The 25,188-nt window shown below is 66.1% G+C and carries 21 protein-coding genes and 1 riboswitch; of the genes, 11 read left to right on the top strand and 10 right to left on the bottom strand.

Going from position 1 to position 25,188, the window contains the following annotated elements; genetic code table 11:
• Positions 1-15: 15 nt before the first annotated feature.
• A riboswitch (cobalamin riboswitch) is annotated at positions 16-232 on the bottom strand.
• Positions 233-271: 39 nt separating this feature from the next.
• The 3 genes from cobO to DDE75_RS01870 all read left to right on the top strand — a co-directional run bounded on the left by cobO (position 272) and on the right by DDE75_RS01870 (position 3,086).
• Complete coding sequence (gene cobO, locus DDE75_RS01880; protein WP_108500677.1) at positions 272-901, top strand: cob(I)yrinic acid a,c-diamide adenosyltransferase; 630 nt, start codon at positions 272-274, stop codon at positions 899-901.
• A gap of 94 nt (positions 902-995) precedes the next feature.
• Positions 996-1,718: a trehalose-phosphatase gene (gene otsB / locus DDE75_RS01875; RefSeq protein WP_108500676.1), complete on the top strand. Its 723-nt coding sequence runs from the start codon at positions 996-998 to the stop codon at positions 1,716-1,718.
• A gap of 15 nt (positions 1,719-1,733) precedes the next feature.
• The gene (locus DDE75_RS01870) at positions 1,734-3,086 is read left to right on the top strand and encodes an alpha,alpha-trehalose-phosphate synthase (UDP-forming) (protein WP_108500675.1); all 1,353 of its coding nucleotides are present in this window, start codon (positions 1,734-1,736) and stop codon (positions 3,084-3,086) included.
• A gap of 290 nt (positions 3,087-3,376) precedes the next feature.
• Here the strand turns inward: DDE75_RS01870 and aroQ are convergent, their stop codons facing one another.
• The 3 genes from aroQ to DDE75_RS01855 all read right to left on the bottom strand — a co-directional run bounded on the left by aroQ (position 3,377) and on the right by DDE75_RS01855 (position 5,941).
• On the bottom strand, positions 3,377-3,805 hold the full coding sequence (gene aroQ, locus DDE75_RS01865; protein ID WP_108500674.1) for a type II 3-dehydroquinate dehydratase: 429 nt from the start codon (positions 3,803-3,805) through the stop codon (positions 3,377-3,379).
• A gap of 51 nt (positions 3,806-3,856) precedes the next feature.
• Positions 3,857-5,323, bottom strand: coding sequence for an asparaginase (locus DDE75_RS01860; RefSeq protein ID WP_162798871.1), 1,467 nt, complete (start codon positions 5,321-5,323; stop codon positions 3,857-3,859).
• Positions 5,324-5,395: 72 nt separating this feature from the next.
• The gene (locus DDE75_RS01855) at positions 5,396-5,941 is read right to left on the bottom strand and encodes a DUF924 family protein (RefSeq protein ID WP_108500672.1); all 546 of its coding nucleotides are present in this window, start codon (positions 5,939-5,941) and stop codon (positions 5,396-5,398) included.
• Between the two features lie 176 nt (positions 5,942-6,117).
• On the opposite strand from DDE75_RS01855, the gene DDE75_RS01850 reads away from it, so the two are divergent.
• Positions 6,118-6,723, top strand: coding sequence for an alpha/beta hydrolase (locus DDE75_RS01850; RefSeq protein ID WP_108500671.1), 606 nt, complete (start codon positions 6,118-6,120; stop codon positions 6,721-6,723).
• Between the two features lie 4 nt (positions 6,724-6,727).
• Here DDE75_RS01850 and DDE75_RS01845 read toward each other — a convergent pair whose 3' ends face one another.
• The 5 genes from DDE75_RS01845 to DDE75_RS01825 form a co-directional block, all read right to left on the bottom strand.
• Positions 6,728-7,492: a VOC family protein gene (locus DDE75_RS01845; RefSeq protein WP_108500670.1), complete on the bottom strand. Its 765-nt coding sequence runs from the start codon at positions 7,490-7,492 to the stop codon at positions 6,728-6,730.
• 8 nt (positions 7,493-7,500) lie between these two features.
• Entirely contained in the window at positions 7,501-7,911 is a 411-nt protein-coding gene (locus DDE75_RS01840) for a DoxX family protein (protein ID WP_108500669.1), read from the bottom strand.
• A 107-nt stretch (positions 7,912-8,018) separates the two neighbouring features.
• Complete coding sequence (locus DDE75_RS01835; protein ID WP_108500668.1) at positions 8,019-8,921, bottom strand: LysR family transcriptional regulator; 903 nt, start codon at positions 8,919-8,921, stop codon at positions 8,019-8,021.
• On the bottom strand, positions 8,922-9,458 hold the full coding sequence (locus DDE75_RS01830; RefSeq protein WP_108500667.1) for an NADPH-dependent FMN reductase: 537 nt from the start codon (positions 9,456-9,458) through the stop codon (positions 8,922-8,924).
• A 20-nt stretch (positions 9,459-9,478) separates the two neighbouring features.
• Positions 9,479-10,411: a ring-cleaving dioxygenase gene (locus DDE75_RS01825; protein WP_108500666.1), complete on the bottom strand. Its 933-nt coding sequence runs from the start codon at positions 10,409-10,411 to the stop codon at positions 9,479-9,481.
• Positions 10,412-10,535: 124 nt separating this feature from the next.
• Between DDE75_RS01825 and DDE75_RS01820 the strand changes: the two genes are divergently transcribed.
• Positions 10,536-11,456 carry a LysR family transcriptional regulator gene (locus DDE75_RS01820; RefSeq protein WP_108500665.1) on the top strand — a complete coding sequence of 307 codons (921 nt, stop codon included), beginning with the start codon at positions 10,536-10,538 and terminating at the stop codon, positions 11,454-11,456.
• A 33-nt stretch (positions 11,457-11,489) separates the two neighbouring features.
• Here DDE75_RS01820 and DDE75_RS01815 read toward each other — a convergent pair whose 3' ends face one another.
• Entirely contained in the window at positions 11,490-13,091 is a 1,602-nt protein-coding gene (locus DDE75_RS01815) for an alpha-glucosidase family protein (protein ID WP_108500664.1), read from the bottom strand.
• 119 nt (positions 13,092-13,210) lie between these two features.
• Between DDE75_RS01815 and glgB the strand changes: the two genes are divergently transcribed.
• The 6 genes from glgB to DDE75_RS01785 are packed head-to-tail and all read left to right on the top strand — an operon-like array spanning position 13,211 to position 24,470.
• Positions 13,211-15,397, top strand: a complete 2,187-nt coding sequence (glgB, locus tag DDE75_RS01810; RefSeq protein WP_108500663.1) for a 1,4-alpha-glucan branching protein GlgB — start codon at positions 13,211-13,213, stop codon at positions 15,395-15,397.
• Positions 15,398-15,421: 24 nt separating this feature from the next.
• Positions 15,422-16,681: a glucose-1-phosphate adenylyltransferase gene (glgC, locus tag DDE75_RS01805; protein WP_418304164.1), complete on the top strand. Its 1,260-nt coding sequence runs from the start codon at positions 15,422-15,424 to the stop codon at positions 16,679-16,681.
• Positions 16,681-18,105 (top strand): glycogen synthase GlgA, encoded by a 1,425-nt coding sequence (glgA, locus tag DDE75_RS01800; RefSeq protein ID WP_108500661.1) that lies wholly within the window; start codon positions 16,681-16,683, stop codon positions 18,103-18,105. Before glgC ends, glgA begins: the two co-directional genes overlap by 1 nt.
• Entirely contained in the window at positions 18,105-20,192 is a 2,088-nt protein-coding gene (gene glgX / locus DDE75_RS01795; protein WP_108500660.1) for a glycogen debranching protein GlgX, read from the top strand. Before glgA ends, glgX begins: the two co-directional genes overlap by 1 nt.
• Positions 20,189-22,060, top strand: a complete 1,872-nt coding sequence (locus tag DDE75_RS01790) for an amylosucrase (RefSeq protein WP_245894580.1) — start codon at positions 20,189-20,191, stop codon at positions 22,058-22,060. The genes glgX and DDE75_RS01790 overlap by 4 nt, the downstream gene beginning before the upstream one ends.
• Entirely contained in the window at positions 22,038-24,470 is a 2,433-nt protein-coding gene (locus DDE75_RS01785) for a glycogen/starch/alpha-glucan phosphorylase (RefSeq protein ID WP_108500658.1), read from the top strand. Before DDE75_RS01790 ends, DDE75_RS01785 begins: the two co-directional genes overlap by 23 nt.
• Here the strand turns inward: DDE75_RS01785 and DDE75_RS01780 are convergent.
• Positions 24,467-25,177 (bottom strand): ABC transporter permease, encoded by a 711-nt coding sequence (locus DDE75_RS01780; protein WP_108500889.1) that lies wholly within the window; start codon positions 25,175-25,177, stop codon positions 24,467-24,469. The two genes, DDE75_RS01785 and DDE75_RS01780, sit on opposite strands and share 4 nt — an antisense overlap.
• Positions 25,178-25,188: the final 11 nt, after the last annotated feature.

Raw genomic sequence — 25,188 nt, 5'->3', positions numbered from 1 at the left:
AACACCCCGTTCGCCCGTCATCAACAGGTGCTGGCAGGTCTCCCGGCTTGCGAATTCTGGGCTTGGCCCAACGGTCGTCCCACCTTCCCAGCCCATGGGGGGCCAGTGGATCGGGCGACCTTTCCGGTCACGGTCGCGGGGGCGGCTGCGCTTGGGCGGGGCGGTGACGCCTTGCCTGTCGCATTCCCTTTTCACCTGCCTTACGACAGGAACCAACACGCGCCAACCAAAGGCCCGCAGCCCCGATTTGTCAACCCGAAGGAGCGACCCGATGACGCAGCCCGACCCCATTCCCGATCAGGATCTGGCCCGCCATGCGCAGAAGATGGCCAAGAAGAAGGCCGCCCGCGACCGGATGATGGAAACCAAGACCGGCGAAAAGGGGCTGATCATCGTCCACACCGGCCCCGGCAAGGGCAAGTCCAGCAGCGGCTTCGGCATGATCATGCGCTGCATCGCGCACGACATGCCCTGCGCGGTGGTGCAGTTCATCAAGGGCGCGTGGGACACGGGCGAACGCCGCCTGCTGACCACGCATTTCGCCGATCTGTGCCAGTTCCACAGCATGGGCGAGGGCTTCACATGGGAAACGCAGGACAAGTCACGCGACATCGCCGCGGCGCAGGCGGGCTGGGAAAAGGCCAAGGACCTGATCCGCGATCCCGACATCCGCATGGTCCTGCTGGATGAGATCAACATCGCCTTCCGCTATGGCTATCTGGATGTCGAACAGGTCTTGGCCTTCCTGGCCGCCGAAAAGCCCCCCATGACCCATGTGGTGCTGACCGGGCGCGGCGCCCCTGACAGCCTGATCGAGGCCGCCGATCTGGTCACGGAAATGGGGCAGGTCAAGCACCCCTTCCGCGCGGGCATCAAGGCACAGGCCGGGGTCGAGTTCTGAAAGATCGCTGCATCGCGGCACAAAAAGTTGACGTCGGGGCGAACCCGTGACCCGATAGCGGGGTTCACATCATGTCACGATCAAAGGACCGAACATGACCCCGCCAAACCTGCCGAAAGACGCCGCGCTTTTCCTGGATTTCGACGGCTGCCTTGTCGAGATTGCCGACCGCCCCGATGCGGTCGTGGTCTCGGACGCGCTGCGGGACCGGCTGGCGCGTCTGCATGGGATGCTGGACGGGGCGGTCGCGCTGATCTCGGGTCGCGACGTGGCCGATCTGCGCGGCTTCCTGCCCGATTTCGCGGGCATCGTCGCGGGCAGCCATGGCGCGGAACTGTCGCTGGCCCCCGGCCAGATCGAGGCGGTCCACGACCAACCCTTCGACGCCGCCACCCTGCATGCCCGCGCCCATGAACTGGCCCGCCCCCATCCCGCCCTGCTGGTCGAGGAAAAGCCCCATGGCGTCGCGCTGCACTACCGCGCCGACCCCTCGCTGGAAGGTTATGTCCAACAGGTGATGCAGGAGATGCTGGAGGCGAACCCGGGGCTGATGCTGCAACCTTCGAAGATGGCGCTGGAACTGCGTCCGGGCGGTGTGGGCAAGGACAGCGCGCTGGCCGGCCTGATGCAGCGCCCGCCTTTCGCGGGGCGCATGCCGGTCTTTGCCGGCGACGACCACACCGACGAGCCCGCCATGCGGCAGGCGCAGTCCCTTGGCGGTTTCGCGATCAAGATCGGCGACGGAGATACCGCCGCAAACCACCGCCTGACCGATCCCGTTGCGCTGGCCGAATGGCTGGACGCGTCGATCAACTGAACCGAAGGAGCCCATATGTCCCGCCTGATCGTCGTCTCGAACCGCCTGCCTCTGGGTGACAATCCGTCCGGCGGATTGGTGGTCGCGCTCGAGGACGCCCTGCGCAATTCCGGCGGCGTGTGGATCGGCTTTTCCGGCGAAGTCACCGAAGAACCCGGCAACAGCCTGCAGGATCATCCCGGCGCGCCCTTCCAGCGGTTGTCCTTCGACCTGAGCGCGCAGGAACACGACCGCTATTACCTGGGGTATTCGAATTCGATCCTCTGGCCGCTATGCCACGGGCGTCCCGACCTGATGCGGATCAGACCGGAATATGTCGATGGCTATCGGCAGGTGAACCAGCGCATTGCCGACATGATCCTGCCGCATCTGCGCGAGGACGACCGCATCTGGGTGCAGGATTACCACCTGTTCCCGCTGGCGGCCGAGTTGCGCGCGCGAGGCGCCACCGCGCCCATCGGGCACTTCCTGCACATCCCCTTCCCCGGTCCCGCCGATTGCGGTGCCTTGCCCAACCCCGAGGAGCTGTTCGACTGGCTGTCGCATTACGACCTGCTGGGTTTCCAGGCCGAGCGTGATCTGGGGGCCTTTGCAGAAAGCGGGCGGCAGTTGTCGGACATGGACCACATCTCGGATACCGATTTCCGCCTGTCGGGTCGCAAGCTGAAGGCGGGGGTCTTTCCCATCGGCATCGACGCCGCCGATTTCATCGCCGAGGCGCAGGACGCGCCCGACTCGGACCGGATGCGCAGCCTGACCGGCGCCAAGATGATGATCGGCGTCGACCGGCTGGATTATTCCAAGGGCATCCCCCACCGCTTCCGCGCCTATCAGCTGTTGCTGGAAAAGATCCCCGACCTGCACGAGAAGATCTCGTTCCTGCAGATCGCGCCCCCCACCCGAGGCGAGGTCGAGGCCTACCAGGACATCCGCGAAGAGACCGAGCACCTGGCGGGCCGCATCAATGGCCAGTTCGCCAGCCTGAACTGGACGCCCATCCGCTTCATCCACCGCGCCATGCCGCGTCAGGTTCTGGCGGGGCTGTATCGGCAGGCGCGCATCGGTCTGGTGACGCCGCTGGCCGACGGGATGAACCTTGTCGCCAAGGAATATGTCGCCGCGCAGGACCCCGTCGATCCGGGTGTTCTGGTCCTGTCGCGCTTTGCAGGCGCCGCCGAGACGATGGAGCAGGCGCTGATCATCAACCCCCATGATCCCAGTGACACGGCGGGCGCGATGGCGCAGGCCATGCGGATGACGCTGGAGGAAAGGCGCGAACGCCATGCCGAACTGCTGAAGGGCGTGATCGACCATGACATCGCATGGTGGTCGCGCAGCTATCTTTCCGCGCTGGAGGGTGCCTGCTGACCGGGCATGCCGCCGGATTTCGAATCACCTGAAACCGGCGGTGCGTCCATTTCCTGCCCGTTTCATGGGCATGGTAGGGAAATCCTGCATGGGATCTGCCCAATTTCCATCCTTCGTGCCGCAGCGCAGCATGGGTGCGTGACCCGGCCGCAGCTTGGGCGCATCCTGAAGATACGAAGCCAGAATGCTTCGGGGCTCCTCCTCCCTTGGTTCGGAAACGGACCACGCCAGGGCCGTCATTCCCACCGCACCTCCTCCTCCCTGCGGTCCGGAATGGCGGTCCTTCGCGTTCAGTCGATCAGTGAAACCACATGGCGCATGGCAGCGGCATAGCCCCGCACGCCCAGGCCCGCGATCACCCCATCCGCCCGCATCGAGACATAGGAGTGGTGGCGGAAGGCCTCGCGCTTGTGGACCTGGCTGATGTGGACCTCGATCACGGGGCCGTCGAAGGCGTTCAGCGCATCCAGCACCGCGACCGAGGTATGGGTCAGCGCGGCGGGGTTGATGACGATGGCCGCGCCGTCATGGCGTGCCTCGTGGATCCAGTCGATGATCTGGCCTTCCCAGTTCGACTGCAGGAAGCGGATCTTGTGGGGACCGGCGGCGTCGCGGCACAGATCCTCGACATCGGCCAGCGTGGTGCTGCCATAGATCTCGGGCTGGCGCTGCCCCAGCAGGTTCAGGTTCGGGCCGTTCAGGACATAGATCAGCGACATGGGCTTTCCTTGGCAGGGGATAGCCCTTGCTAGCAATCCATGCGGCGCCTGTCAGCCCTGAAGGGCGGCGGCGGTGATCTGGCCGTCCGGATCGATCAGCAGCAGGCGGGCGGGGTTTGCCGCGACGGCGATCCGCGCCTGCGGATGGGCCTGCGGGCCGGTCCAGGCGGCCTGCCCGTCATGCGCGACCAGCACCAGCCGGTCGCCCTGCATCTGCAAGCGTCCCGCCGCGCCCGCCTGCCACAGGATGTCGTCGCCCGCGCGCAGAAGCGGCCCGTGGTCGGGGTCGTTCGTCAGCGTCACCGGCCCGTCGACCGCCCGCAACGATTGCCCCGGCCACAGCGGTCCCGCAGCCACATCGGGCGCAGCGCATTCGCCCGCAAGGCTGCGCTGCATCAGTGCCTGCAGGGTGGCGCGGTCCCACCCGTGGTGATCGGCCGCCGCCGACAGGACCGTCAGCTTGGCCAGCGCGGCCACGGGCGTCATGTCCCCGCAGCCGATGGCCCCGGTCTCGGCGATCCAGGCCCCGGCGGCATAGTGGAAGGCCCCCACGCGTCCACCCGTCACGCGGCTGGTGATGACGGTGACGGCATCCGCGTCCCGCGCCGCCTGCAGCGCATCGCGGGTGGCGGGGCTGGTGGGAATGTTGCCCTCGCCGAAGCCTTGCAGGATCAGGCCGGTTGCACCCGAGGCCAACGCCGCCTTGATCAGCTGGCCCATCAGCGGACCTGCGGCGGGCACGGCGGGGATCTGGGCGATGTTCTGCGCGTCGATGCGATCCGCCACCGCGTCAAGCTGGGCGCGGACCAGCGCCATGGCAGCCGGATCGTCCAGCGCCTGCGCAGGCGTCGCGGGGCCGGTCAGCGGCTGCGCATTGCCCAGCCATATGCCGATTCCGGCATGGGCCAGCGGCGGCAGATGCGGGCTGTCGAAGGCCGCGAAATCCGTCGTCGACGACTTCAGCGCCCGATTTCCCCGCAGCAGCTTCCCGTCGAAGAACAGCGCCACCTCGGGCAGGCGCAGGCGGGTCATGGCCAGCGCACCGGCAAGGTTGCCAAGCGCATCGCTGGCCGCGTTCAGCGCCAACCCTTCGGCGGTATGGACGAACAGCGGCAGCTGCGATCCGGTGACGATCACGGGCTTGGACAGCGTGCCCCGCGCCCGACCCTGACCGTCCGCGACGTTCAACAGGAAGGACAGCGCCGCCGCCGTGTAATCCATCGTGTCGGTGCCATGCAGGATGACGAAGCCGTCATGCCGGTCATAGAGGTCCAGCACATGGGCCGCCATCCGACACCAGTCGCGGGGGCGCAGGTCGGTGCTGTCCAGCGTGCCGGGGCCATCGTCGGAAAACCGCAGCCCGGTGTCGAATTCGAGGCTGATCCCCGGCAGGCTGGCCGCCAGCGACGGTCCCAGCAGATCCCGTGCCGCCTGCGCAAAGCGGTCCGAGGGCATGGGCGCCAGCGGCGTCCCCGTGCAGGCGATGGTGCCGCCGGTGTTGATGACGCAGATCCGCATGATGCCCCCCGTGATGGTCTTTCGCATCCTATAGGGCGGGACGGGGGGCGCGATCCAGCCCCCGCCCTTGGGTCAGAAGCCCTTGTGGGTTTCCAGAAAGGCCAGTTCCGCCGGCGTGCTGTCGCGGCCCAAGACGGCATTGCGATGCGGAAAGCGGCCGAACTTGGCAATGATGTCGCGATGTTCACGCGCGAAATGCAGCGAGTGCTGGTTGCCAAGCGCCTCGTAGAGCTCGACCGAGGTGGTCTGATCGGCCAGATCCTCGGAATGCATAAAGGGCAGATAGAAGAACTGGCGGCGCTTGGGGTCCTGTTCACGGTCATGGCCCAGTTGCAGCGCCTTGCGGGCATGATCCAGCGCCAGCTGGTTGCTTTCGAAGCTGCGCGGCGATCCGCGGAACATGTTGCGCGGGAACTGGTCCAGCACGATGCAGAGCGCCAGCGCATCGTCGGCGCTGCCCATCCAGCCGTCCAGCTGCCCATCATGGGCGGCCTGATAGGTGTCGCCGAAGCGCGTGGCGATCTCGGCATCGATCTGATCGGATTTGGCGAACCAGAAGGGCTGCATCCGGTCCGAGAACCAGAATTCCAGAACCTCGGCTGCGGTGCTGACGGGCATGGGGCTTCTCCTGCTGGGGTGGGGTCATGGTGGGCCGTTCGGGGCGCATGGGCAAGCCGCATGGCGTTCGGCAGGGAAGAACGCGGGGTTCGCCAAGGGGTGGTCTGGCGCGAACGACCGGGGGCGGGCATCTTCGGGTCGACCGTTGTCCCGGCGGGATCACGAAAGGAGCCCCGATGCGCGAACTGCCCTTCATCCACAGCCTGCATCGTCCGCAGGACAGCGACGGCAGCACGCTGATGCTGCTACATGGGACCGGCGGCTCGGAAACCGACCTGATGCCACTGGCCGCCCGCATCGCACCGCGCGCGCAACTGCTGGGCTTGCGCGGCAGATCGAACGACGAGGGCGTTGCCCGCTTCTTCCGCCGCCTGTCGATGGACCGCTTCGATCAGGACGACATCCGGACCGAGGCCGCGGCTTTCGACGAATTCTGGCTGGGCGCGATGGACCGATACGATCTGGACCCCGCCAGGGTGACGGTGCTGGGCTATTCCAACGGCGCGAATTTCGCCGCTGCCGTGATGGCGCTGCATCCGACATTGATCCGGCGCGCCATCCTGCTGCGCCCGATGCTGGCGTTGCAGGACCCGCCGCTGGTCGATCTGTCCAAGGTCCGGGTCTTGGGTCTGCAGGGCGCGCGCGACCCTTACGGCGTTCACGCACCGGCCTTGCAGGATTGGCTGGTCCGGACCGGCGCAAAGGCGCGGATGCAGCGCGTCGATGCGGGGCACGAGCTGTCGGCGCAGGATCTGCGGCTGGCTGCCGACTGGCTGGGCTGACGGATCAGACCATCCTGAAGCTGGTGCCCCAAGGGTCGGTCAGCACCTCTCCGGCGCGGTCGGGGGCGCCGATGACGACCTGCACAAGGCCCGCCAGGCGCGGATCGCGCAGGCCTGCGCCCTTGCTGTTCCACGCGTTGGCCGCGATGTGGTGGTGATAGCCGTTCCAGCCGTACCAGCCCGCATCGGGAACAGCGAAGCTTTGGGTCAGCCCCAGGTCCCGGGTCATGAACCGGCTGGCCAGATCGACGTCGCCAACCTGCAGGTGGACATGCCCGATGCAGGTTCCCAAGAGTGCGCCCTGCCAGCTGTCGTTCGTCTGTTGCGCCAAGGCGAACAGGTCCAGCCGGCGGGTGGTCATCTGCACCTGATCGCCAATGCGGGGCCAGTCGCTCTCGGGGCGGTCGCGATAGATCTCGATGCCGTTGCCTTCGGGGTCGGCCAGATACAGCGCCTCGCTGACGCCATGGTCCGAGGCCCCCGACAGACGCAGCCCGATGTCATCGGCATGACGCAGCCAGCGCGACAGATCGGCGCGCGAGGGCAGCAGGAAGGCCGTGTGATACAGGCCCGCCTGCGAGGGATCGACGGGCAGTGCGGCGGGGTCGGGCTGCAGCGTAACCAGCGCGGTGCTGCCCACGCCCAGTTGCAGGCTGTCCCCGTCGCGGCCCATGACCCGCAGGCCGATGGCCTCTTCGTAGAAGGCCGTCATGGCGGGCAGGTCGCGAACCCGCAGGACGACCTGTTCGATGGTGCGCTTGGGGGACATGATGCGGTCTACTCCTTGCTGATGGCGGCGGCGCCGGGACCGATTAGCGCCTGAACGATCAGCGCGATGGCCCAGAAGGCGGGGTATTCCCAACCGCCGCCTTGGTTGTTAAAGAAAAAGCCGTTGGCGCCGTGCGAAAAGACGATGGTGCCCAGCATCAGCGGCACCAGTGCCAGCGCGACAAGACGCACCTGCAGGCCCAGGATCAGGGCGATGCCGCCCAGCATCTCGGCCGCGATGGTCAGATAGGCCAGGAAACCGGGCAGTCCGATCGAACCAAAGAACTGCGCCGTGCCGGCGGGGGTGAAGACGAAAATCTTCAGGCCTGCATGGGCTAGGAACAGGACGCCAAGCGTCACGCGCAGGATCAGGGCCGCAAGGTCGGGGTTGCGAAGGCGGGCATTCAATATGGTCGGCATGGGGGTCTTCCTTTCGGGCCCGTGGCGGGCATGTCCCGACCCATATGCGCCATTGCGATGTGCGCGATAATCCGCCCATCTGGAAGATGATCTGTGACGATATGGAATCAATTGCCCCATTGGTGGTCCGGACCCCATCTGTCGCGCAGGAAAGCCACCAGCAGCCTGACCCGCGTCGGCATGTGACGTCCGGCGGGAGTGATCGCCATGACCGGGATTGCCTGAGGGTTCATCCGAGCAAAGAGGGCGACCAGCCTGCCGTCCCTGACCGCCGGGGCCGAGATGAAATCCGGCACCCGCGTGATGCCAAGCCCCGCGATGGCGGCGCTGACGCAGGCCTCGGCATTGGAAAAGCGCAGGCGTCCGGGCAGGGTCAGGCCGATGCGCCGACCGTCGTCCAGGAACTGCCAATCGTCGGGCTGGGTGAAATTCAGGTCGGTGATGATGTCGTGGTCGTGCAGATCCTCGACCACGCGCGGGGTGCCCCGGGCCGCTAGATAGGCGGGCGAGGCGACGATCTGGATGCGCATCACGCCCAGCTTGCGCCCGATCAGCGCCGAATCCCTGGGCGGTCCGACGCGGATGGCCAGATCGACGCCCTGTTCGGCCAGGCTGACGATGTTGTCGGTGAAATCGACCTGCAGGCCGACCGCAGGATGGGCGCGGGCGAAATCGTTCAGCGCGGGCATCAGCTGTGCGGTGCCGAAGGTCAGGGGCGCGGTCATCCGCACCATCCCCGATGGATTGGCGACCGCGTCGCGCAGGCCGTCGTCCAGATCGTCCATCTGGTCCAGAATGGCGGCGATGCCGGCCAGATAGGCCTCGCCCTCGGGGGTCAGGCTGATGGCGCGGGTGGTGCGGGTCAGCAGGCGGATGCCCAGATGCGCCTCAAGCCGCGACACCAGCTTGGAGGCCTGACCCGGCGACACGCCCGCCTGCGCCGCCGCCGCCGAGAAACTGCCGGTGCGGACGACCTGGACGAACATGCGGTCGGCGGTCAGGCGATCCATTCACAGGCTGGCCGCAAAGCCCGCCACGAAGGCGTCCAGCTGTTCACGGGTCTTGTCGTCGGTCAGGTTGCCCTGATCGTCGAACAGCTTGCCCGCGCCCACAATCGTCATGCGCCCCTCCAGCCAAGGGCGCACCTGCAGAAAGCGGAAGACGGGCATCCAATGCGCCTGCGACAGCGTGGTGCCGAAACCGCCCGGCGTCGCCCCGATCAGCGCGACGGGCTTGCCCTTGAACAGCGCCATCCCGTCGCCGCGCGACATCCAGTCGATGACGTTCTTGAAGACGCCGGGAACGCCGTTGTTGTATTCCGGCGTCACCATCAGCAGCCCGTCGGCGGCGGCCAGCTGGTCCTGCAGCGTCTTGACGGCGGGGGGCAGGCCGTCGGCTGCCTCGGCGTCGCCATCGTAAAGCGGCACATGGGCGATGTCGCCGATGATGATGTCCGCCCCCTGCGCCCCGTCGCGGGCAGCGCGCAGAAGGCCTGCGTTGAAGGACGCCTGTCGCAGGCTTCCGGCAAGTCCAAGGATGGTGGTCATGGCGTCGGTCCTTTCAAGGTTCAGGCCAAGGGCTTCAGCTTGGCCTCGATTGCAGCGCGCTTGCCTTCCAGGAAGGGCGGCAGGGACAGGCCCTGACCCATGCTGTCGCGCGGTTCGTCCACGTCGAAGCCCGGACCGTCGGTGGCCAGTTCGAACAGATTGCCACCCGGTTCGCGGAAGTAAAGCGACCGGAAGTAGTAGCGCTCCACCTCGCCCGAGCTGGGGACCCGGTATTTGGCGACGTGATCGGTCCATTCGGTCAATGCGGCATTGTCGGGCACGCGGAAGGCCACGTGGTGGACGCCACCCGCTCCCTGACGTGCGCGGGGCAGGTCGGGCTGGACCGCGACATGCAGTTCGGCCGCCGCGCCGCCCGGACCCATTTCAAAGACATGGACCTGGCCGTGCCCGTCGGGGCTGGCGTAATCGCGCACCCTGCGCATGTGCATGACCTGGGTCAGCACGGCCTCGGTCGGGGCCAGTTCGGGAACCGAGATGGTGATCGGGCCAAGGCCGCGGATCTGGTGCTGCGCGGGCACCTCGCTGTCGGCCCAAGGCTCGCCCACGGGTTGGGGTGCCGCGACCAGGCGCAGGCGCTGGCCCTCGGGGTCCTCGACATCAAGGCTGGGGCGACCGTCGATGGTCGTCAGTCGCGCGTCCAGGCCCGACAGGCGGTCGGCCCAGTAATCCAGGCTGGCCTCGGCCACGCGCAGGCCGGTGCGGGTGATGGCATTGGTGCCGCGGCGTTCGCGGGCGGCTGGCCAGTCGAAGAAGGTGATGTCGGTGCCGGGCGTGCCCGCGCCATCGGCGAAGAACAGGTGATAGGCCGAGGTGTCGTCCTGGTTCACCGTCTTCTTGACGCGGCGCAGGCCCAGCGTCTGGGTATAGAAGCGGTTGTTGGCGGGCGCGTCGGCGGTGATCGCCGTCAGGTGGTGAATGCCGGTCAGTTGCATGAGATGCCCCTTTCGATAAGCGTTGAGGGGAATATGCAACCTGCCGCCCGTTCGTGGCACCCGTCGCGCAGGCAACGCCGCGTTCGGTTCTTGCGAACGATGCGGGTGGCGCTATGGTCGGGGGATGACATGGACCCTGACCGATATCCGCACTTTCCTGGCCGTTCTGGATGCCGGCAGCATCTCGGGGGCTGCCGTGCGGGCGGATCTGTCGAAATCGGTCGTCAGCAAGCGCATCAGCGAATTCGAGGCGACGCTGGGCGTGCCGCTGTTCACCCGCCACGCAGGCCGCATCACCCCCACTGACAGCGCATGGGCCTTGGCCGACCGCCTGCGCCCCGCGCTGGCCGAGCTGGTTGCGGCCACGGAAAACATCGGCGGCGCCGAAACCCAGCTGCGCGGCCGTCTGGCCATTGCCGCCCCGATGAGCTTCGGCATCCGTCACCTTGGCCCGATCATCGCCGATTTCGCCCGCGCCCATCCCGCGCTGGAGGTCGTGCTGGATTACGACGACCGCAACACCGATCTGGGACGGGCGGGCTTCGATGTGGCGCTGCGCATCGGGCAGTTGCGCGACAGCAGCCTGATGGCGCGGCGGCTGTGTCAGGACCCGCGCGCGCTGGTGGCCAGCCCGGATTACCTGGCGCGGCATGGTGCCATCGACAGTGCCGCCGATCTGGCCGGGCACGAGTGCATCGGCTATCTGAATGTCCGCCTGTCCGATATCTGGCCCTTTGGCCCGGGCACCCGGCCCCCCGCCCAAGGCCGCATCACCGCCAACAACGGCGAGGCGATGCGCGACATGGCGATCGGCGGGCTGGGGCTGGCACTGCTGCCGCTGTTCATCGTGCATGACGCAATCCGGGACGGGCGGCTGGTGCAGCTGCTGCCGGACCTGCCGCAAGAGCTGCTGCCGATCAGCGTGGTCTGGCCGCCCACCAGGCCGATGCCGCGCAAGACGCGGCTGTTCGTGGATCACATGGTGCAGGCGTTCCAGAATGTGCCCCCGTGGCAACAGGGAATCACCCTGCCGCCCGAGGCCTGAGGCGACCGGGGGCTGCCCCCGGTCGCCCGTCGTTCACATGGCCAGACCGATGTCGCCCTGCAGCCAGGCAAAGCCGTTGGCGGGAAGGGTCAGGCTCTGCCCCTCAAGCGAGGCATGGACGGGGCCGGTCAGCGTGCCGTCACCGGACAGGGTCAGGGTGACGGGGTTGGCCGACAGGTTGAAGACGCAGGTCAGCGTCTGGCCCTCATGCGTGCGGGTGAAGGCCAGCACCGGCTCGGGCAGGTCGAGGAAGCGCGTCTGGCCCCACCGCAGCGCGGGCTGCGATTTGCGGAAGGCGATGGTGGCGCGATAGGCGGCCAGCACGCTGTCCTCGCCCTGCTGTCCGGCGACGGCATGGGCGGCCTGCGCATCCTTGACCGGCAACCACGGCTTGCCCTCCGAGAAGCCCGCGTTGGGCTGGCCGGCGTCCCAGACCATCGGCGTGCGGCAGCCGTCGCGGCCCTTGACCTCGGGCCAGAAGCGCAGGGCGGGGGGATCGGTCAGTTCCTCGTAGACCAGCGTGGTCTCGGTCTGGCCCAACTCCTCGCCCTGATAGATGCAGATGGTGCCGGGGAAGGACATCAGCATGGCGGCGGACTGGCGGGCCAGCACGGCGGGGTCGGCGGCATGCTTCGCCCAACGGCTGACATGGCGCATGACGTCGTGGTTGGAAAAGCTCCAGCAGCTGTGGCCGTCGGGGGCGCCGATTTGAACGCCCTCGATGCACCTGCGGAAATGCGCGGCGGTGAACTCGGGGCTGAGCATCTCGAAGCTGTAGCACATGTGCAGGCGGTCGGTGCCGGCGGTGTATTCGGCCATGATGTCGATGGCCGTCTGGCCGCCGTCGCCGACCTCTCCGACCATCATGCGGTCGGGGAATTCATCGGTCAGCGCGCGCATCCGCTTCAGGAAGGCGACGTTCTGCGGCTGGTTCTTGGAACGGATATGCTGCTGGCGCGGATAGGTCTCCGGCCCGTCGTAATCCGGGTTGGGCGGGTTCGGCCGCAGCTTCTTGTCGTGGAAATAATAGTTGACCGTATCCAGCCGGAAACCGTCCACGCCGCGTTCCAGCCAGAAGCGCATCGTGTCCAGCAGGGCATCCTGAACGGCGGGGTTCCACATGTTCAGATCGGGCTGCTCGATCAGGAAGTTGTGCAGGTAATACTGCTTGCGCCGCGCATCCCATTCCCACGCCGGACCGCCAAAAACCGAGGGCCAGTTGTTCGGCGGCGTGCCGTCGGGCTTGGGGTCGGCCCAGACATACCAGTCGGCCTTGTCGTTGTCGCGGCTGGCACGGCTTTCGGCGAACCAGGGGTGCTTGTCGCTGGAGTGGCTGATCACCTGGTCGATGATCACCTTGATGCCCAGTTCATGGGCACGCGCCACAAGGGCGTCGAAATCGGCCAGCGATCCGAACAGCGGGTCGATGTCGGTGTAATCCGACACGTCGTATCCCATGTCCTTCTGCGGCGAGGTGAAGATCGGCGACAGCCAGATCGCATCCGCCCCCAGGTCTGCCACGTGGTCCAGCCTGCGGGTGATGCCCGGCAGGTCGCCGATGCCGTCGCCGTTGCTGTCTTGAAAACTGCGCGGGTAGATCTGATAGATCACCGCATCGCGCCACCATTCCGTCATCGTGCACCTTTCGGTTCGTGGATTCCTTCTCGGACAAGACCACTATAGCCGGATCAAAAACCAGAGGTTAGCGTTAACCTGCCGATTGCCCGAATCTGTGACCCGGATAGAGTGGACCGATGAAAAAACCGACAAAGCCTTCTCTGCCTGACGTCGACGACCAGATCGCATTGGAACGGGGGCGATGCGACGACCCGTTCCGCATCCTGGGTCCGCGGGGCGCGGGCAAGAACAGGTGGCTGACGGTCTTTCACCCCGATCTGGCGGCGCTGCGGGTTCTGACAAAGGGCAAGACGCAGGACCTGCCGCGAGTGGCGGGCGATCTGTTTGCAGGCCCTATCCCCGCCGGAGATTACTGCCTGCAGGCTGAAAGCGGCGGCGGCGTGACATGGGATTTCGACGATCCCTATCGCTTCGGTCCGGTCTTGGGCGACATGGATCTGCACCTGCTGGGCGAGGGCACGCACCGCCGCTTGTGGCAGGCGCTTGGCGCCCATGTGATGACCCATGAAGGCACGCGGGGCACGCATTTCGCGGTCTGGGCACCCAATGCGCAGCGCGTTTCGGTCGTCGGCCAGTTCAACAGCTGGGACGGGCGTCGCCACCCGATGCGCCGCCTTGGCGCCAGCGGCGTGTGGGAGATATTCCTGCCCGATCTGGGGGAAGGGACGCTCTACAAATACGAGATCGTCGATGCCCATGGCGGCGTGCTGCAAAAGGCCGACCCGGTGGGCTTCGGCAGCCAGCATCCCCCCGAGAAGGCCAGCGTCGTGCGCGACATCGCGGGGTTCGGCTGGAAGGACGGCGAATGGATGTCGGGTCGCGCGACCGCGCAGGATCGCAGCGCCCCGATCTCGGTCTACGAGGTGCATCCGGGCAGTTGGCGGCGCAAATGGGACGACGGTGGGCGGCCTCTGTCCTATCAGGAAATGGCCCGCGATCTGGTCGCATATGTCAAGGACATGGGTTTCACCCATATCGAGCTGATGCCGGTCAGCGAGTTTCCCTTCGACGGGTCATGGGGCTATCAGCCGGTCGGCCTTTACGCGCCGACGATCCGTTTCGGTCCGCCGCATGAATTCCGCGACTTGGTCGATGCCGCGCATCAGGCGGGCCTGGGCGTGCTGCTGGACTGGGTGCCGGGGCATTTCCCGACCGATGCCCACGGGCTGGCCCGTTTCGACGGCACGGCACTTTACGAACACGCCGATCCGCGCGAAGGCTTCCATCAGGATTGGAACACCCTGATCTACAACTATGGCCGGACCGAGGTTCAGAACTTCCTGATCGCCAATGCGATCTACTGGTTCCAGGAATATCACATCGACGGGCTGCGCGTGGATGCGGTGGCCTCGATGCTCTATCGCGACTATTCGCGCAAGGATGGCGAATGGGTCCCCAACAAGGACGGCGGCCGCGAGAATTACGAGGCGATCGACTTCCTGCAGAAGATGAACATCGCCGCCTATGGCGAAACCCCCGGCATCATGACCGTGGCCGAGGAAAGCACCTCCTATCCCAAGGTATCCGCCCCCGTGGATGCGGGGGGCCTGGGCTTCGGGTTCAAGTGGAACATGGGCTGGATGAACGACACGCTGCGCTACATGAGCCGCGATCCCGTCCACCGCCGCTATCACCACGACCTGATGAGTTTCGGTCTGATGTATGCCTTCAGCGAGAATTTCATCCTGCCGATCAGCCATGACGAGGTCGTCCACGGCAAGGGCAGCATGCTGCACAAGATGCCCGGCGACGAATGGCAGCAATTCGCGAACCTGCGCGCCTATTACGCTTTCATGTGGGGGCATCCGGGCAAGAAGCTGCTGTTCATGGGCTGCGAATTCGGCCAGCCCGAGGAATGGAACCACAATGGCGAATTGAACTGGAACGCCGCCGAACAGCCGATGCACCAGGGGGTGCAATCGCTGGTCCGCGACCTGAACCACCTGTACCGCGACCAGCCCGCGCTGCACGTCAAGGATTGCGACGCCGACGGCTTCCAGTGGATCGCGACCGATCCCGCGCAATCGACCTATGCCTGGATCCGCAGGGGGAACGCGGGCGATCCGCCGGTGGTCGTGGTCTGCAACTTCACCCCCGTGCCGCGCCCCGATTTCCGCATCGGCGCGCCGCAGGCGGGGCGCTGGACCGAGGCGCTGAATTCCGATGCCGCCGTCTATGGCGGCAGCGGGATGGGCAACATGGGTGGCGTGGTCGCGGATGGCGCGGGCCAGGACGGGCAACCGGCCAGCATGGCGGTGACGCTTCCGCCGCTGTCGGTGGTGATCTTCGTCGCCGAGACGTGAATTTCAAAGGGGGAGGATTTAATGATGGCTGAGAACAAGCGTCTGACACGGCGTGCCATGGCATTCGTGCTGGCAGGGGGGCGGGGCAGCCGCCTGAAGGAGCTGACGGACCGGCGTGTGAAGCCCGCGGTCTATTTCGGCGGCAAGACCCGCATCGTCGATTTCGCATTGTCGAACGCGATGAACAGCGGCATCCGCAAGATTGCCGTCGCCACGCAATACAAGGCGCACAGCCTGATCCGCCATTGCCAGCGCGGCTGGAACTTCTTTCGCGCCGAGCGGAACGAGTTTCTGGACATCCTGCCCGCCAGCCAGCGGACTTCGGAACAGCATTGGTACCAGGGGACGGCCGATGCGGTGACGCAGAACATCGACATCGTCGATGATTACGACGTCGATTACATCATCATCCTGGCGGGCGACCACATCTACAAGATGGACTACGAGGTGATGCTGCGCGAACACGTCCAAAGCGGCGCCGATGTCACCGTCGGCTGCCTGACCGTCCCGCGCGATGAAGCCAGCGCCTTCGGCGTCATGGATGTGGACGACAAGGGGCGCATCGTCTCGTTCCTGGAAAAGCCCAAGGACCCGCCCGCCATGCCCGGCCATCCCGACAAGGCGCTGGCCTCCATGGGGATCTATGTCTTCAACTGGGCCTTCCTGCGCGATCTGCTGCTGACCGACGCCGAGGACCCGAATTCGAGTCATGATTTCGGCACCGACCTGATCCCCGACATCGTCAAGAACGGCAAGGCGATGGCGCATCGTTTCGACGTGTCCTGCGTCAGGACCCCCGGCGCGCCCGCCTATTGGAAGGACGTCGGCACCGTCGATGCCTTCTGGCAGGCCAATATCGACCTGACGAACTTCACCCCCGAGCTGAACCTTTGGGACAACGACTGGCCGATCTGGACCTATTCCGAAAGCAGGCCGCCCGCCAAGTTCATCCATGACGAAAAGGACCGGCGCGGGGTGGCGATATCCTCGATGGTCTCGGGGGGGTGCATCGTCTCGGGGACGGAAATCCGCAATTCGCTGCTGTTCACCGAGGTGCACACCAATTCCTATGCCATCTTGGATCACGCCGTGGTGCTGCCCTATGTCACCGTCGAACGGCACGCGCGGCTGCGCAATGTCGTCATCGACCGGGGCGTCACCATCCCCGAGGGGCTGATCGTGGGCGAAGACCCCCTGGATGACGCCAAGTGGTTCCGTGTCAGCGACAAGGGCGTGACGCTGATCACCCAGGACATGCTGGACAGGCGGGCGGCGTCGCTGTGATGAAGGTCCTGTCAGTCGCCTCGGAATGCGCGCCGCTGGTCAAGACCGGCGGGCTGGCCGATGTCGTGGGAGCGCTGCCTGCCGCCCTGGCCCAGCAGGGGGTGCAGATGCGCACCCTGCTGCCCGGCTATCCCGCCGTGATGGCGGCGCTGGTGGAGGCCGAACCCCTCCTGGATTTCGACGATCTGTTCGGTGGTCCGGCCAAGGTTCTGGCCAGCAGGATCGCGGGGCTGGACCTGCTGGTGATCGACGCGCCGCATCTTTATGCGCGGCCGGGCAACCCCTATCTGGGGCCGGATGGGCGCGACTGGCCGGACAATCCCGAACGCTTTGCAGCCCTGTCCTGGGTCGGTGCGCATATCGCCGCCAAGGGGGCAGGGGGCTGGCAGCCGCAGGTGCTGCATGGCCACGACTGGCAGGCGGGTTTTGCCACAGAATACCTGCGCCAGATGAAGGCTGGCCATGTCCGCAGCGTGCTGACCATCCACAACATCGCATTCAACGGTCCCGCCGATCCGGGCCGCCTGCATTCGCTGCGGCTGGACCCCGGTCGTTTCCACAGCGAGGGGTATGAATTCTGGGGCGCGATCTCGGCCTTGAAGGCGGGACTGATGGGGGCGGATGCGCTGACCACCGTCTCGCCCAGCTATGCCGAGGAACTGATGACCCCAGAGTTCGGCATGGGGCTGGAAGGCGTCATGCGCCACCGCCGCGCGTCGCTGCACGGCATCCTGAACGGCATCGACGAGGACGCCTGGAACCCCGCCACGGACCCGGCCATCACCCCCTATTCCAACCCCGCCGGAAAGGCGGCCGCCAAATCCGCCCTGCAAGCCGAGATGGGCCTGCCGCAGGCCGAGGGGCCGCTCTGCGTGATCGTGTCACGAATGACGCATCAGAAGGGGCTGGACCTGGTGCTTGAAACTCTGCCGACCCTGCTGGAACAGGGCGGGCAGCTGGCGCTTCTGGGGTCGGGCGATCCCGATCTGGAACGCGCCTTCCGTGCGGCGGGCGAGGGCAATCCCAATGTCGCGGTCCGCATCGGCTATGACGAGGGTTTCTCGCACCGGCTGATCGCGGGCGGGGATGCCATCCTTGTCCCGTCGCGCTTTGAACCCTGCGGCCTGACCCAGCTTTACGGGTTGCGCTATGGCACCGTGCCGGTCGTGGCGCTGACGGGCGGGCTGGCCGATACGGTCATCAATGCATCGCCCGCAGCCCTTGCGCGGAACGTGGCCACGGGCATCCAGTTCGCGCCGGTGACGGCGGGGGCGCTGCGTAACGCATTGGTGCGGCTTGGCACCCTTTACAAGGACAGGGAAACATGGTCCCGGCTTCAGACGAACGCGATGGCGCAGCCGGTGGGCTGGGCGCTGTCGGCAAAGGCCTACGCAGAACTCTACGCCGGACTGACCGCAAGCTGATGAACGACCACCATGCGATGACTGCCGGGCACCCGACGCCGTTGGGGGCGACCTTCGACGGTGCCGGTGTCAATTTCGCCATCTTCTCGAAGCACGCCGAGCGGGTGGTGCTGTGTCTCTTCGACGACAAGAACCGCGAGACGCGGGTCGATCTGCCCGAACGCGACGGCCATGTCTGGCACGGCCATATCACCGGCCTGCGCCCCGGCCAGCGATACGGATACCGCGTGCACGGCCCCTACAAGCCGCACGAGGGGCACCGCTTCAATCCCAACAAGCTGCTGATCGACCCCTATGCCAAGCGGCTGTCGGGGCGGCTGGCCCCCCATGACGCGGTCTTCGGCTATCGCGCCGGTCATGCGGACGCCGATCTCTCCTATGACCGCCGCGACAGCGCGACCCATGTGCCGCGCAGCGTGGTGGTGGATCCGTCCTTCACCTGGGGCGACGACCGGCCCCTGCGCCGCCCCATGACCGACACGGTGATCTACGAGGCGCACGTCAAGGGCCTGACCGCGGGCCGTCCGGGCATTCCGGGGCGCGGCGGCTATCTGGCCATGGCATCCGATCCGATGCTGGACCACCTGAACAAGCTGGGCGCCACCGCGATCCAGCTGCTGCCCGTGCAGGCCTTTGCCGACGATCGCTTCCTGGTGGACAAGGGGCTGACGAACTACTGGGGCTATATGACCTACGGGTTCTTCGCGCCCGAGCCGCGATACATGCGCGATGGCGATATCGCCGAGTTTCAGCAGATGGTCGCGCGGTTCCACAAGGCCGGGATCGAGGTCATTCTGGACGTTGTCTACAACCACACCGCCGAGGGCAACCAGATGGGCCCGACGCTGTCCTTCCGCGGGTTGGACAACGCATCCTACTATCGTCTGGCCGAGGATCGGCGTTTCTATGTCAACGACGCAGGCACCGGGAACGTCCTGGACATGGACAGCCCCTTCACGCTGCGGCTGGTGATGGACAGCCTGCGTTACTGGGTCGAGGTGATGCATGTCGACGGCTTCCGCTTCGATCTGTGCAGCGTCCTGGGCCGCACGCGGGGCGTCTTCGACCGCGACGGGCCGTTCTTCCGCGCGGTGCGCCAGGACCCCGTGCTGAACCGCGTCAAGCTGATCGCCGAGCCTTGGGACATCGGCGAGGGCGGCTATCAGCTGGGCGCCTATCCCGCGCCCTTCGCGGAATGGAACGACCGCTATCGCGACCAGCTGCGCGGCTTCTGGCGCGGCGATGCTGGGTTGATCGGCAAGCTGGCCAAGCGCATCGCCGGATCGGCGGCGCGCTTCGACCACGACGGGCGGGCGGCGACCAGTTCGGTCAACTTCATCTCGGCCCATGACGGGTTCACGCTGATGGACACGGTCAGCTATGCCGAAAAGCACAATGACGCCAACGGCGAGGACAACCGCGACGGCCACAACCACAACCTGTCCGACAACATGGGCGTCGAGGGCCCAAGCGACGATCCCGCCATCATCGCGCGGCGCGATCGACGGCGGCGCAACCTGATCGCATCCCTGATGCTGTCGCAGGGCACGCCGATGCTGCTGGCCGGGGACGAACTGGGCAATTCGCAGGGCGGCAACAACAACGCCTATTGTCAGGACAACCCCGTCGGTTGGGTCGATTGGGACAATGCCGATCCCGATTTTCTGGCCTTCTGCCGGCGCGTCATCGCCTTTCGGAAGGCCCATCCCATCCTGCGCCAGAAGCGTTTCCTGCACAGCCAGCCGCGCGAACAGGACGGGCTGCCGGACCTGTTCTGGCGCCGCGCCGACGGCACCCCCATGCGCCCCGAGGATTGGAACAACCCGGAACTGCGCTTGCTGGCGGCGGAAATGCGCATGGCCTCGGGGACGCCCGCCTATGTCGCGCTGCCGGGGGCGGTCTTCGTCGTCTACAACAATGGCGCGGATGTCACCGTCACCATCCCTGACGCCCCCAAGGGCAGCCACTGGCGCCGCCAGCTGGACAGTGCGCGTGACGACGACACCGACATCGCCGCCACCCCCACCCAAGAGATCGCCGCCGAGAGCGTCGTCGTCTTCGTCCTGACCGAGGGATGCCCCGCATGACCGCACCGACCATCTTCGACATGCGCCTGTCGCGCAGCGCCCCCGACCTCTGGCCGATCCTTGAGCGGATATACGGCGAGCGTGCCGATTACGACGACTTCTGCACGCAATTGCTGCAGGCGCTGCGCGACGGATGGGCGGCGCGTCCCGCCGATCTGAAGCGGCTGGATCTGGCCCGCGATCTGGAGCCCGACTGGTTCCAGCGCCCGCAGATGGTCGGCTATGTTTTCTATGTCGACCGTTTCGCGGGCAATCTGGCGGGGGTCCACGACCGACTGGACTACCTGCGCGATCTGGGCGTGACCTATGTCCACCTGATGCCCTGCCTGAAGCCGCGCCCCGGCGACAGCGACGGCGGCTATTCGGTGATTGACTACCGGCAGGTGAACCCGGCCTATGGGCGGATGGCCGATCTGACGCGGCTGGCCTCGGCGCTGCGGGCGCGGGGCATGTCGCTTTGCGTGGACCTGGTGCTGAACCACACGGCCAAGGAACATGAATGGGCGCAGGCGGCGGTCGCGGGCGACACCGAATATCAGGACATGTACCTGATGTATGACGACCGGACCATGCCCGATGCCTATGAGCAGAGCCTGATCGAGATCTTTCCCGACACCGCGCCGGGCAGCTTCACCCATTACCCCGATTTCGGCAAATGGGTCTGGACGACCTTCAACGAACACCAATGGGATCTGAACTGGGCCAATCCGCGCGTCTTCCTCGAGATCGTGCGGATCATGCTGAACCTGGCCAACAAGGGCGTCGACGTGCTGCGACTGGACGCGGTGGCCTTCATGTGGAAGCGGATGGGCACCACCTGCCAGGGCCAGCCCGAGGTGCATCTGCTGCTGCGCGCCTTGCGCGCCTGCACGCGCATCGCCGCCAATTCCGTCCTGCACCTTGAAGAAGCGATCGTCGGGCCGGCCGACATGCTGACCTATTTCGGGCGGGGCGAACATGACGGCAAGGAAGGCAACCTGGCCTATCACAACAGCCTGATGGTCCAGTTCTGGGGGGCGTTGGCAACCCGCGACACGCGGCTGATGACCCATGTGCTGGCGACCCATTTCCCGCCCGTGCTGACCAATGCCACTTATGCGACCTATATCCGCTGCCACGACGACATCGGATGGGCCATCACCGACGAGGATGCGGCGGCGGTGGGCATCTCGGGGGCGGCGCATCGGGCCTTCCTGTCGGATTTCTATGACGGCAGCTTCCCGGGCAGCTTCTCGAACGGAGCGCTGTTCCAGGTGAACCCGGAAACGGGGGACAAGCGGATCTCGGGCAGCTTCGCCTCGATGGCGGGGCTGGAGGGGGCGATGGCGCGGGGCGACCGCGCGGGCATCGACCTGGCCATCGACCGCATCCTGATGGGCAATGCGCTGATCGCATCCTTCGGGGGGGTGCCGCTGATCTATATGGGCGACGAGTTGGGCCTGCTGAACGACCACGGTTATCGCGACGTGCCCGAACACGCCCATGACAGCCGCTGGATCCACCGCCCCGTAATGGATTGGGACGTCGCCGCACAGGCGGTCGCGGATGCGGATTCGATCCAGGGGCGGATCCTGCATGGCACGCGAACCATCATGGCACGGCGCCGGTCCTGCGACCGCCTGCATGGCGGCCATCCGACCCAGATCCTGGATTGCGCAAATGCCGCAGTCTTCGGATTTGCGCGCCGCGCGCCGCAGGGAAGCGTTGTTTGCCTTTTCAACTTCACCGAAAGCTGGCAACACGTCGATGGAAATTGGCTGCGCTTTCAAGGCGTGACCGACATGCGGGACATCCTGTCGGATGCGACTGTGACCCTGCATGACGACACGCTGGTTCTGCCCCCCTATGGCCGTATCTGGCTGTCCTGACACGTGTAAGAGGCCCCAAGTGACCCATGCCTTGACCGCGCAAGACCTGCGCGACCAGATCCTGCATCACCTGACCCACACCCAGGGTCGCGGTCCCGAATTCGCAACCGTTTTCGATTGGCGGATGGCGGTCAGCTATACCGTGCGCGACCAGATGGTCGGGCCTTGGGTGAATGCCATCCGCGCCGCCCGCGATCAGGGTGCCAAGCGGGTCTATTACCTGTCGATGGAGTTCCTGATCGGCCGCATCCTCAGCGATGCGATCATCAACCTGGGGCTGGAACCGGCTATGGGGCAGGCGCTGACCATGCTGGGTCAGGACGAGGACGCCATCCTGAACGACGAACCCGATGCGGCACTTGGCAACGGCGGGCTGGGGCGTCTTGCGGCCTGCTTCATGGAATCGCTGTCCTCGCTGAACTGCCCGGCTTTCGGCTATGGCATCCGCTACGAACACGGGCTGTTCCGCCAGCGCTTCGAGGGCGGCCAGCAGGTCGAGACCCCCGAGGACTGGCTGAACCAGCCCCACCCCTGGGAATTCGTGCGCATCGACTACAGCTATGACATCGGATTCAAGGGCCATGTCGATCAGGTCGATGGCCGCGCCGTCTGGCGCCCTGCCGAAAGCGTGCTGGCGCGCGCCTATGATACGCCGGTCATCGGGTGGGGCGGCGATTGGGCCAACAGCCTGCGCCTGTGGGGGGCGCATCCGACGACGCTGCTGGACCTGCACCGCTTCAACGCGGGCGACCACACCGCCGCCGCCGAACCCGAGGCGCTGGCCCGGACCCTGTCGCGCGTCCTCTATCCCGACGACACGACCGAGGCGGGCAAGGAATTGCGGCTGAAGCAGGAATACTTCCTGACCTCGGCGGCGCTGCAGGACATCCTGCGCCGCTTCATGTCCGAACATGGCGATCTGGACCTGCTGCCCGAAAAGGTCGCGATCCAACTGAACGACACCCATCCCGCCATCGCAGGCCCCGAACTGATCCGCCTGCTGATGGACGAACACGGGCTGCCCTTCGACCGGGCCATGGTTCTGGCGCGCGGCGTGCTGAACTATACCAACCACACGCTGCTGCCCGAGGCGTTGGAGCGGTGGTCGACATGGCTGATGGGTCGCGTGTTGCCGCGCCACATGCAGATCATCCAGATGATCGACGACGACCACCGCCGCACCACCGGCCGCCCGAACCACATCGGCATCGTGCATGGCGACCAGGTCCACATGGGCGAGTTGGCCTTCATCATGGCGGGACGGGTGAACGGCGTCTCGGCGCTGCACACGGATCTGGTCAAGGACACCGTCTTTGCCGATCTGCACCGGCTGCACCCCGACCGCATCGTGAACCAGACCAATGGCGTCACCCCGCGCCGTTGGCTGCGCATGGCGAACCCCGCCCTGACGCGCCTGCTGGACGACACCATCGGCACCGGATGGACCGGCGATCTGGATCAGCTGAAGGGGCTGGAGCCCCATGCCAGGGACGCCGCCTTCCGCGACCGCCTGCGCAGCGCCAAGCGTGACAACAAGGTGCTGCTGTCGAACGGCCTGCTGGCAGGGCTGGGCGTCAAGGCCGATCCCGACGCGATCTTCGACGTGCAGATCAAGCGCATTCACGAATACAAGCGTCAGCTTCTGAACGTGCTGGAGGCCATCGCGCTTTGGGCCCGCATCCACGACGACCCGAACGGCAATTGGACCCCGCGGGTCAAGATCTTCGGCGGCAAGGCCGCGCCGGGATACTGGCTGGCGAAATCGGTGATCCACCTGATCAATGACGTGGCCGCGACGATCAACAGCGATCCGGTGACCTCGAAGTTCCTGCAGATCGCCTATCCGCCGAATTACAACGTCTCGATGGCCGAGGATCTGATTCCCGCCGCCGATCTGTCCGAACAGATCAGCACTGCGGGGAAAGAGGCCTCGGGCACCGGCAACATGAAGTTCACCATGAACGGCGCGCTGACCATCGGTACGCTGGACGGCGCCAACGTGGAAATCCGCGACCATGTCGGCCCCGAGAACTTCTTCCTGTTCGGCATGACCGCCGAGCAGGCGGCGGTCGAAAAATCACGCCCCGGTCATGCCCGCGCCGCGATCGAGCGCAGCGAGGACATGAAGATCGCCCTGCAGCTGATCGCCGAGGGGCGCTTTGGCCGGGCCGAGACCTATTACGGGTTGTTGGACCGAACATGGAACGACGATCCCTTCCTGGTGGCGTCGGATTTCGACGCCTATTACGCGGCGCAACGCCGGGTCGATGCGGCCTATGCCGATCAGGACGACTGGCACCGGATGGCTGCGCTGAACATCGCGCGGTCGGGGTTCTTTTCGTCGGACCGCACGATCCGAGGCTATATGCAAGATATTTGGGACGCCAAGTCGGTCACCCTGCCGGATTAACCGGTACGGCGCGACGCAAGGCGTGCCAGCGCCTGAAAGCCCTCGTGGATCATGACGGCGATGATGCCGACGACCATGCCGCCCTGCAGGACAAAAGCGGTGTTGGACGATAGCAGACCCGCGATGATCACCTCGCCCAGGGTGCGGGCGGCGACGGTCGATCCGATCGTCGCCGTCCCAAGCGAGATCACCGCCGTCAGCCGCATCCCCGTCAGGATCACCGGCAGCGCCAAGGGCAGGTCCACCTGCCACAGACGTTGGGCCGGGGTCAGGCCCATGCCGCGTGCAGCCTCGCGGATCTGGGCGGGCTGGTTCGTCAGACCGGCCAGCGTGTTTTCGAAGACCGGCAGCAAACCGTAAAGAAACAGCGCCACCAGTGTCGGGCCTGCTCCGAAACCCATCACCGGCACGGCCAGCGCCAGCACCGCGACCGGCGGAAAGGTCTGACCGACCGAGGTGATGGTCCGCGCCAAGGGCAGAAATTCCCGCCCCGAAGGTCGCGTCACCAACACCCCCAGCACCAAGGCCACCAGCGTCGAAGCCGCAACCGCGACCGCGACCAGCGTCAGATGCGACAGTGTCAGCGACCAGAGCGGGGTCTGCGTATAGATGGCCGGTGCGCCATTGCGGGTCATGGGGGCGAACAGCCAGCTGAAACTGCCGGGACTGGCCAGGAAGGCCAGCAAGAACAACCCCGCAGCCGCCATCAGGATGCGTC

The sequence above is a fragment of the Paracoccus indicus genome (assembly GCF_003056335.1).
GTDB lineage: Bacteria > Pseudomonadota > Alphaproteobacteria > Rhodobacterales > Rhodobacteraceae > Paracoccus > Paracoccus indicus.
The sequence above is the reverse complement of the archived record's forward strand: the minus strand, read 5'-3'. Positions and strand labels throughout refer to the sequence as shown.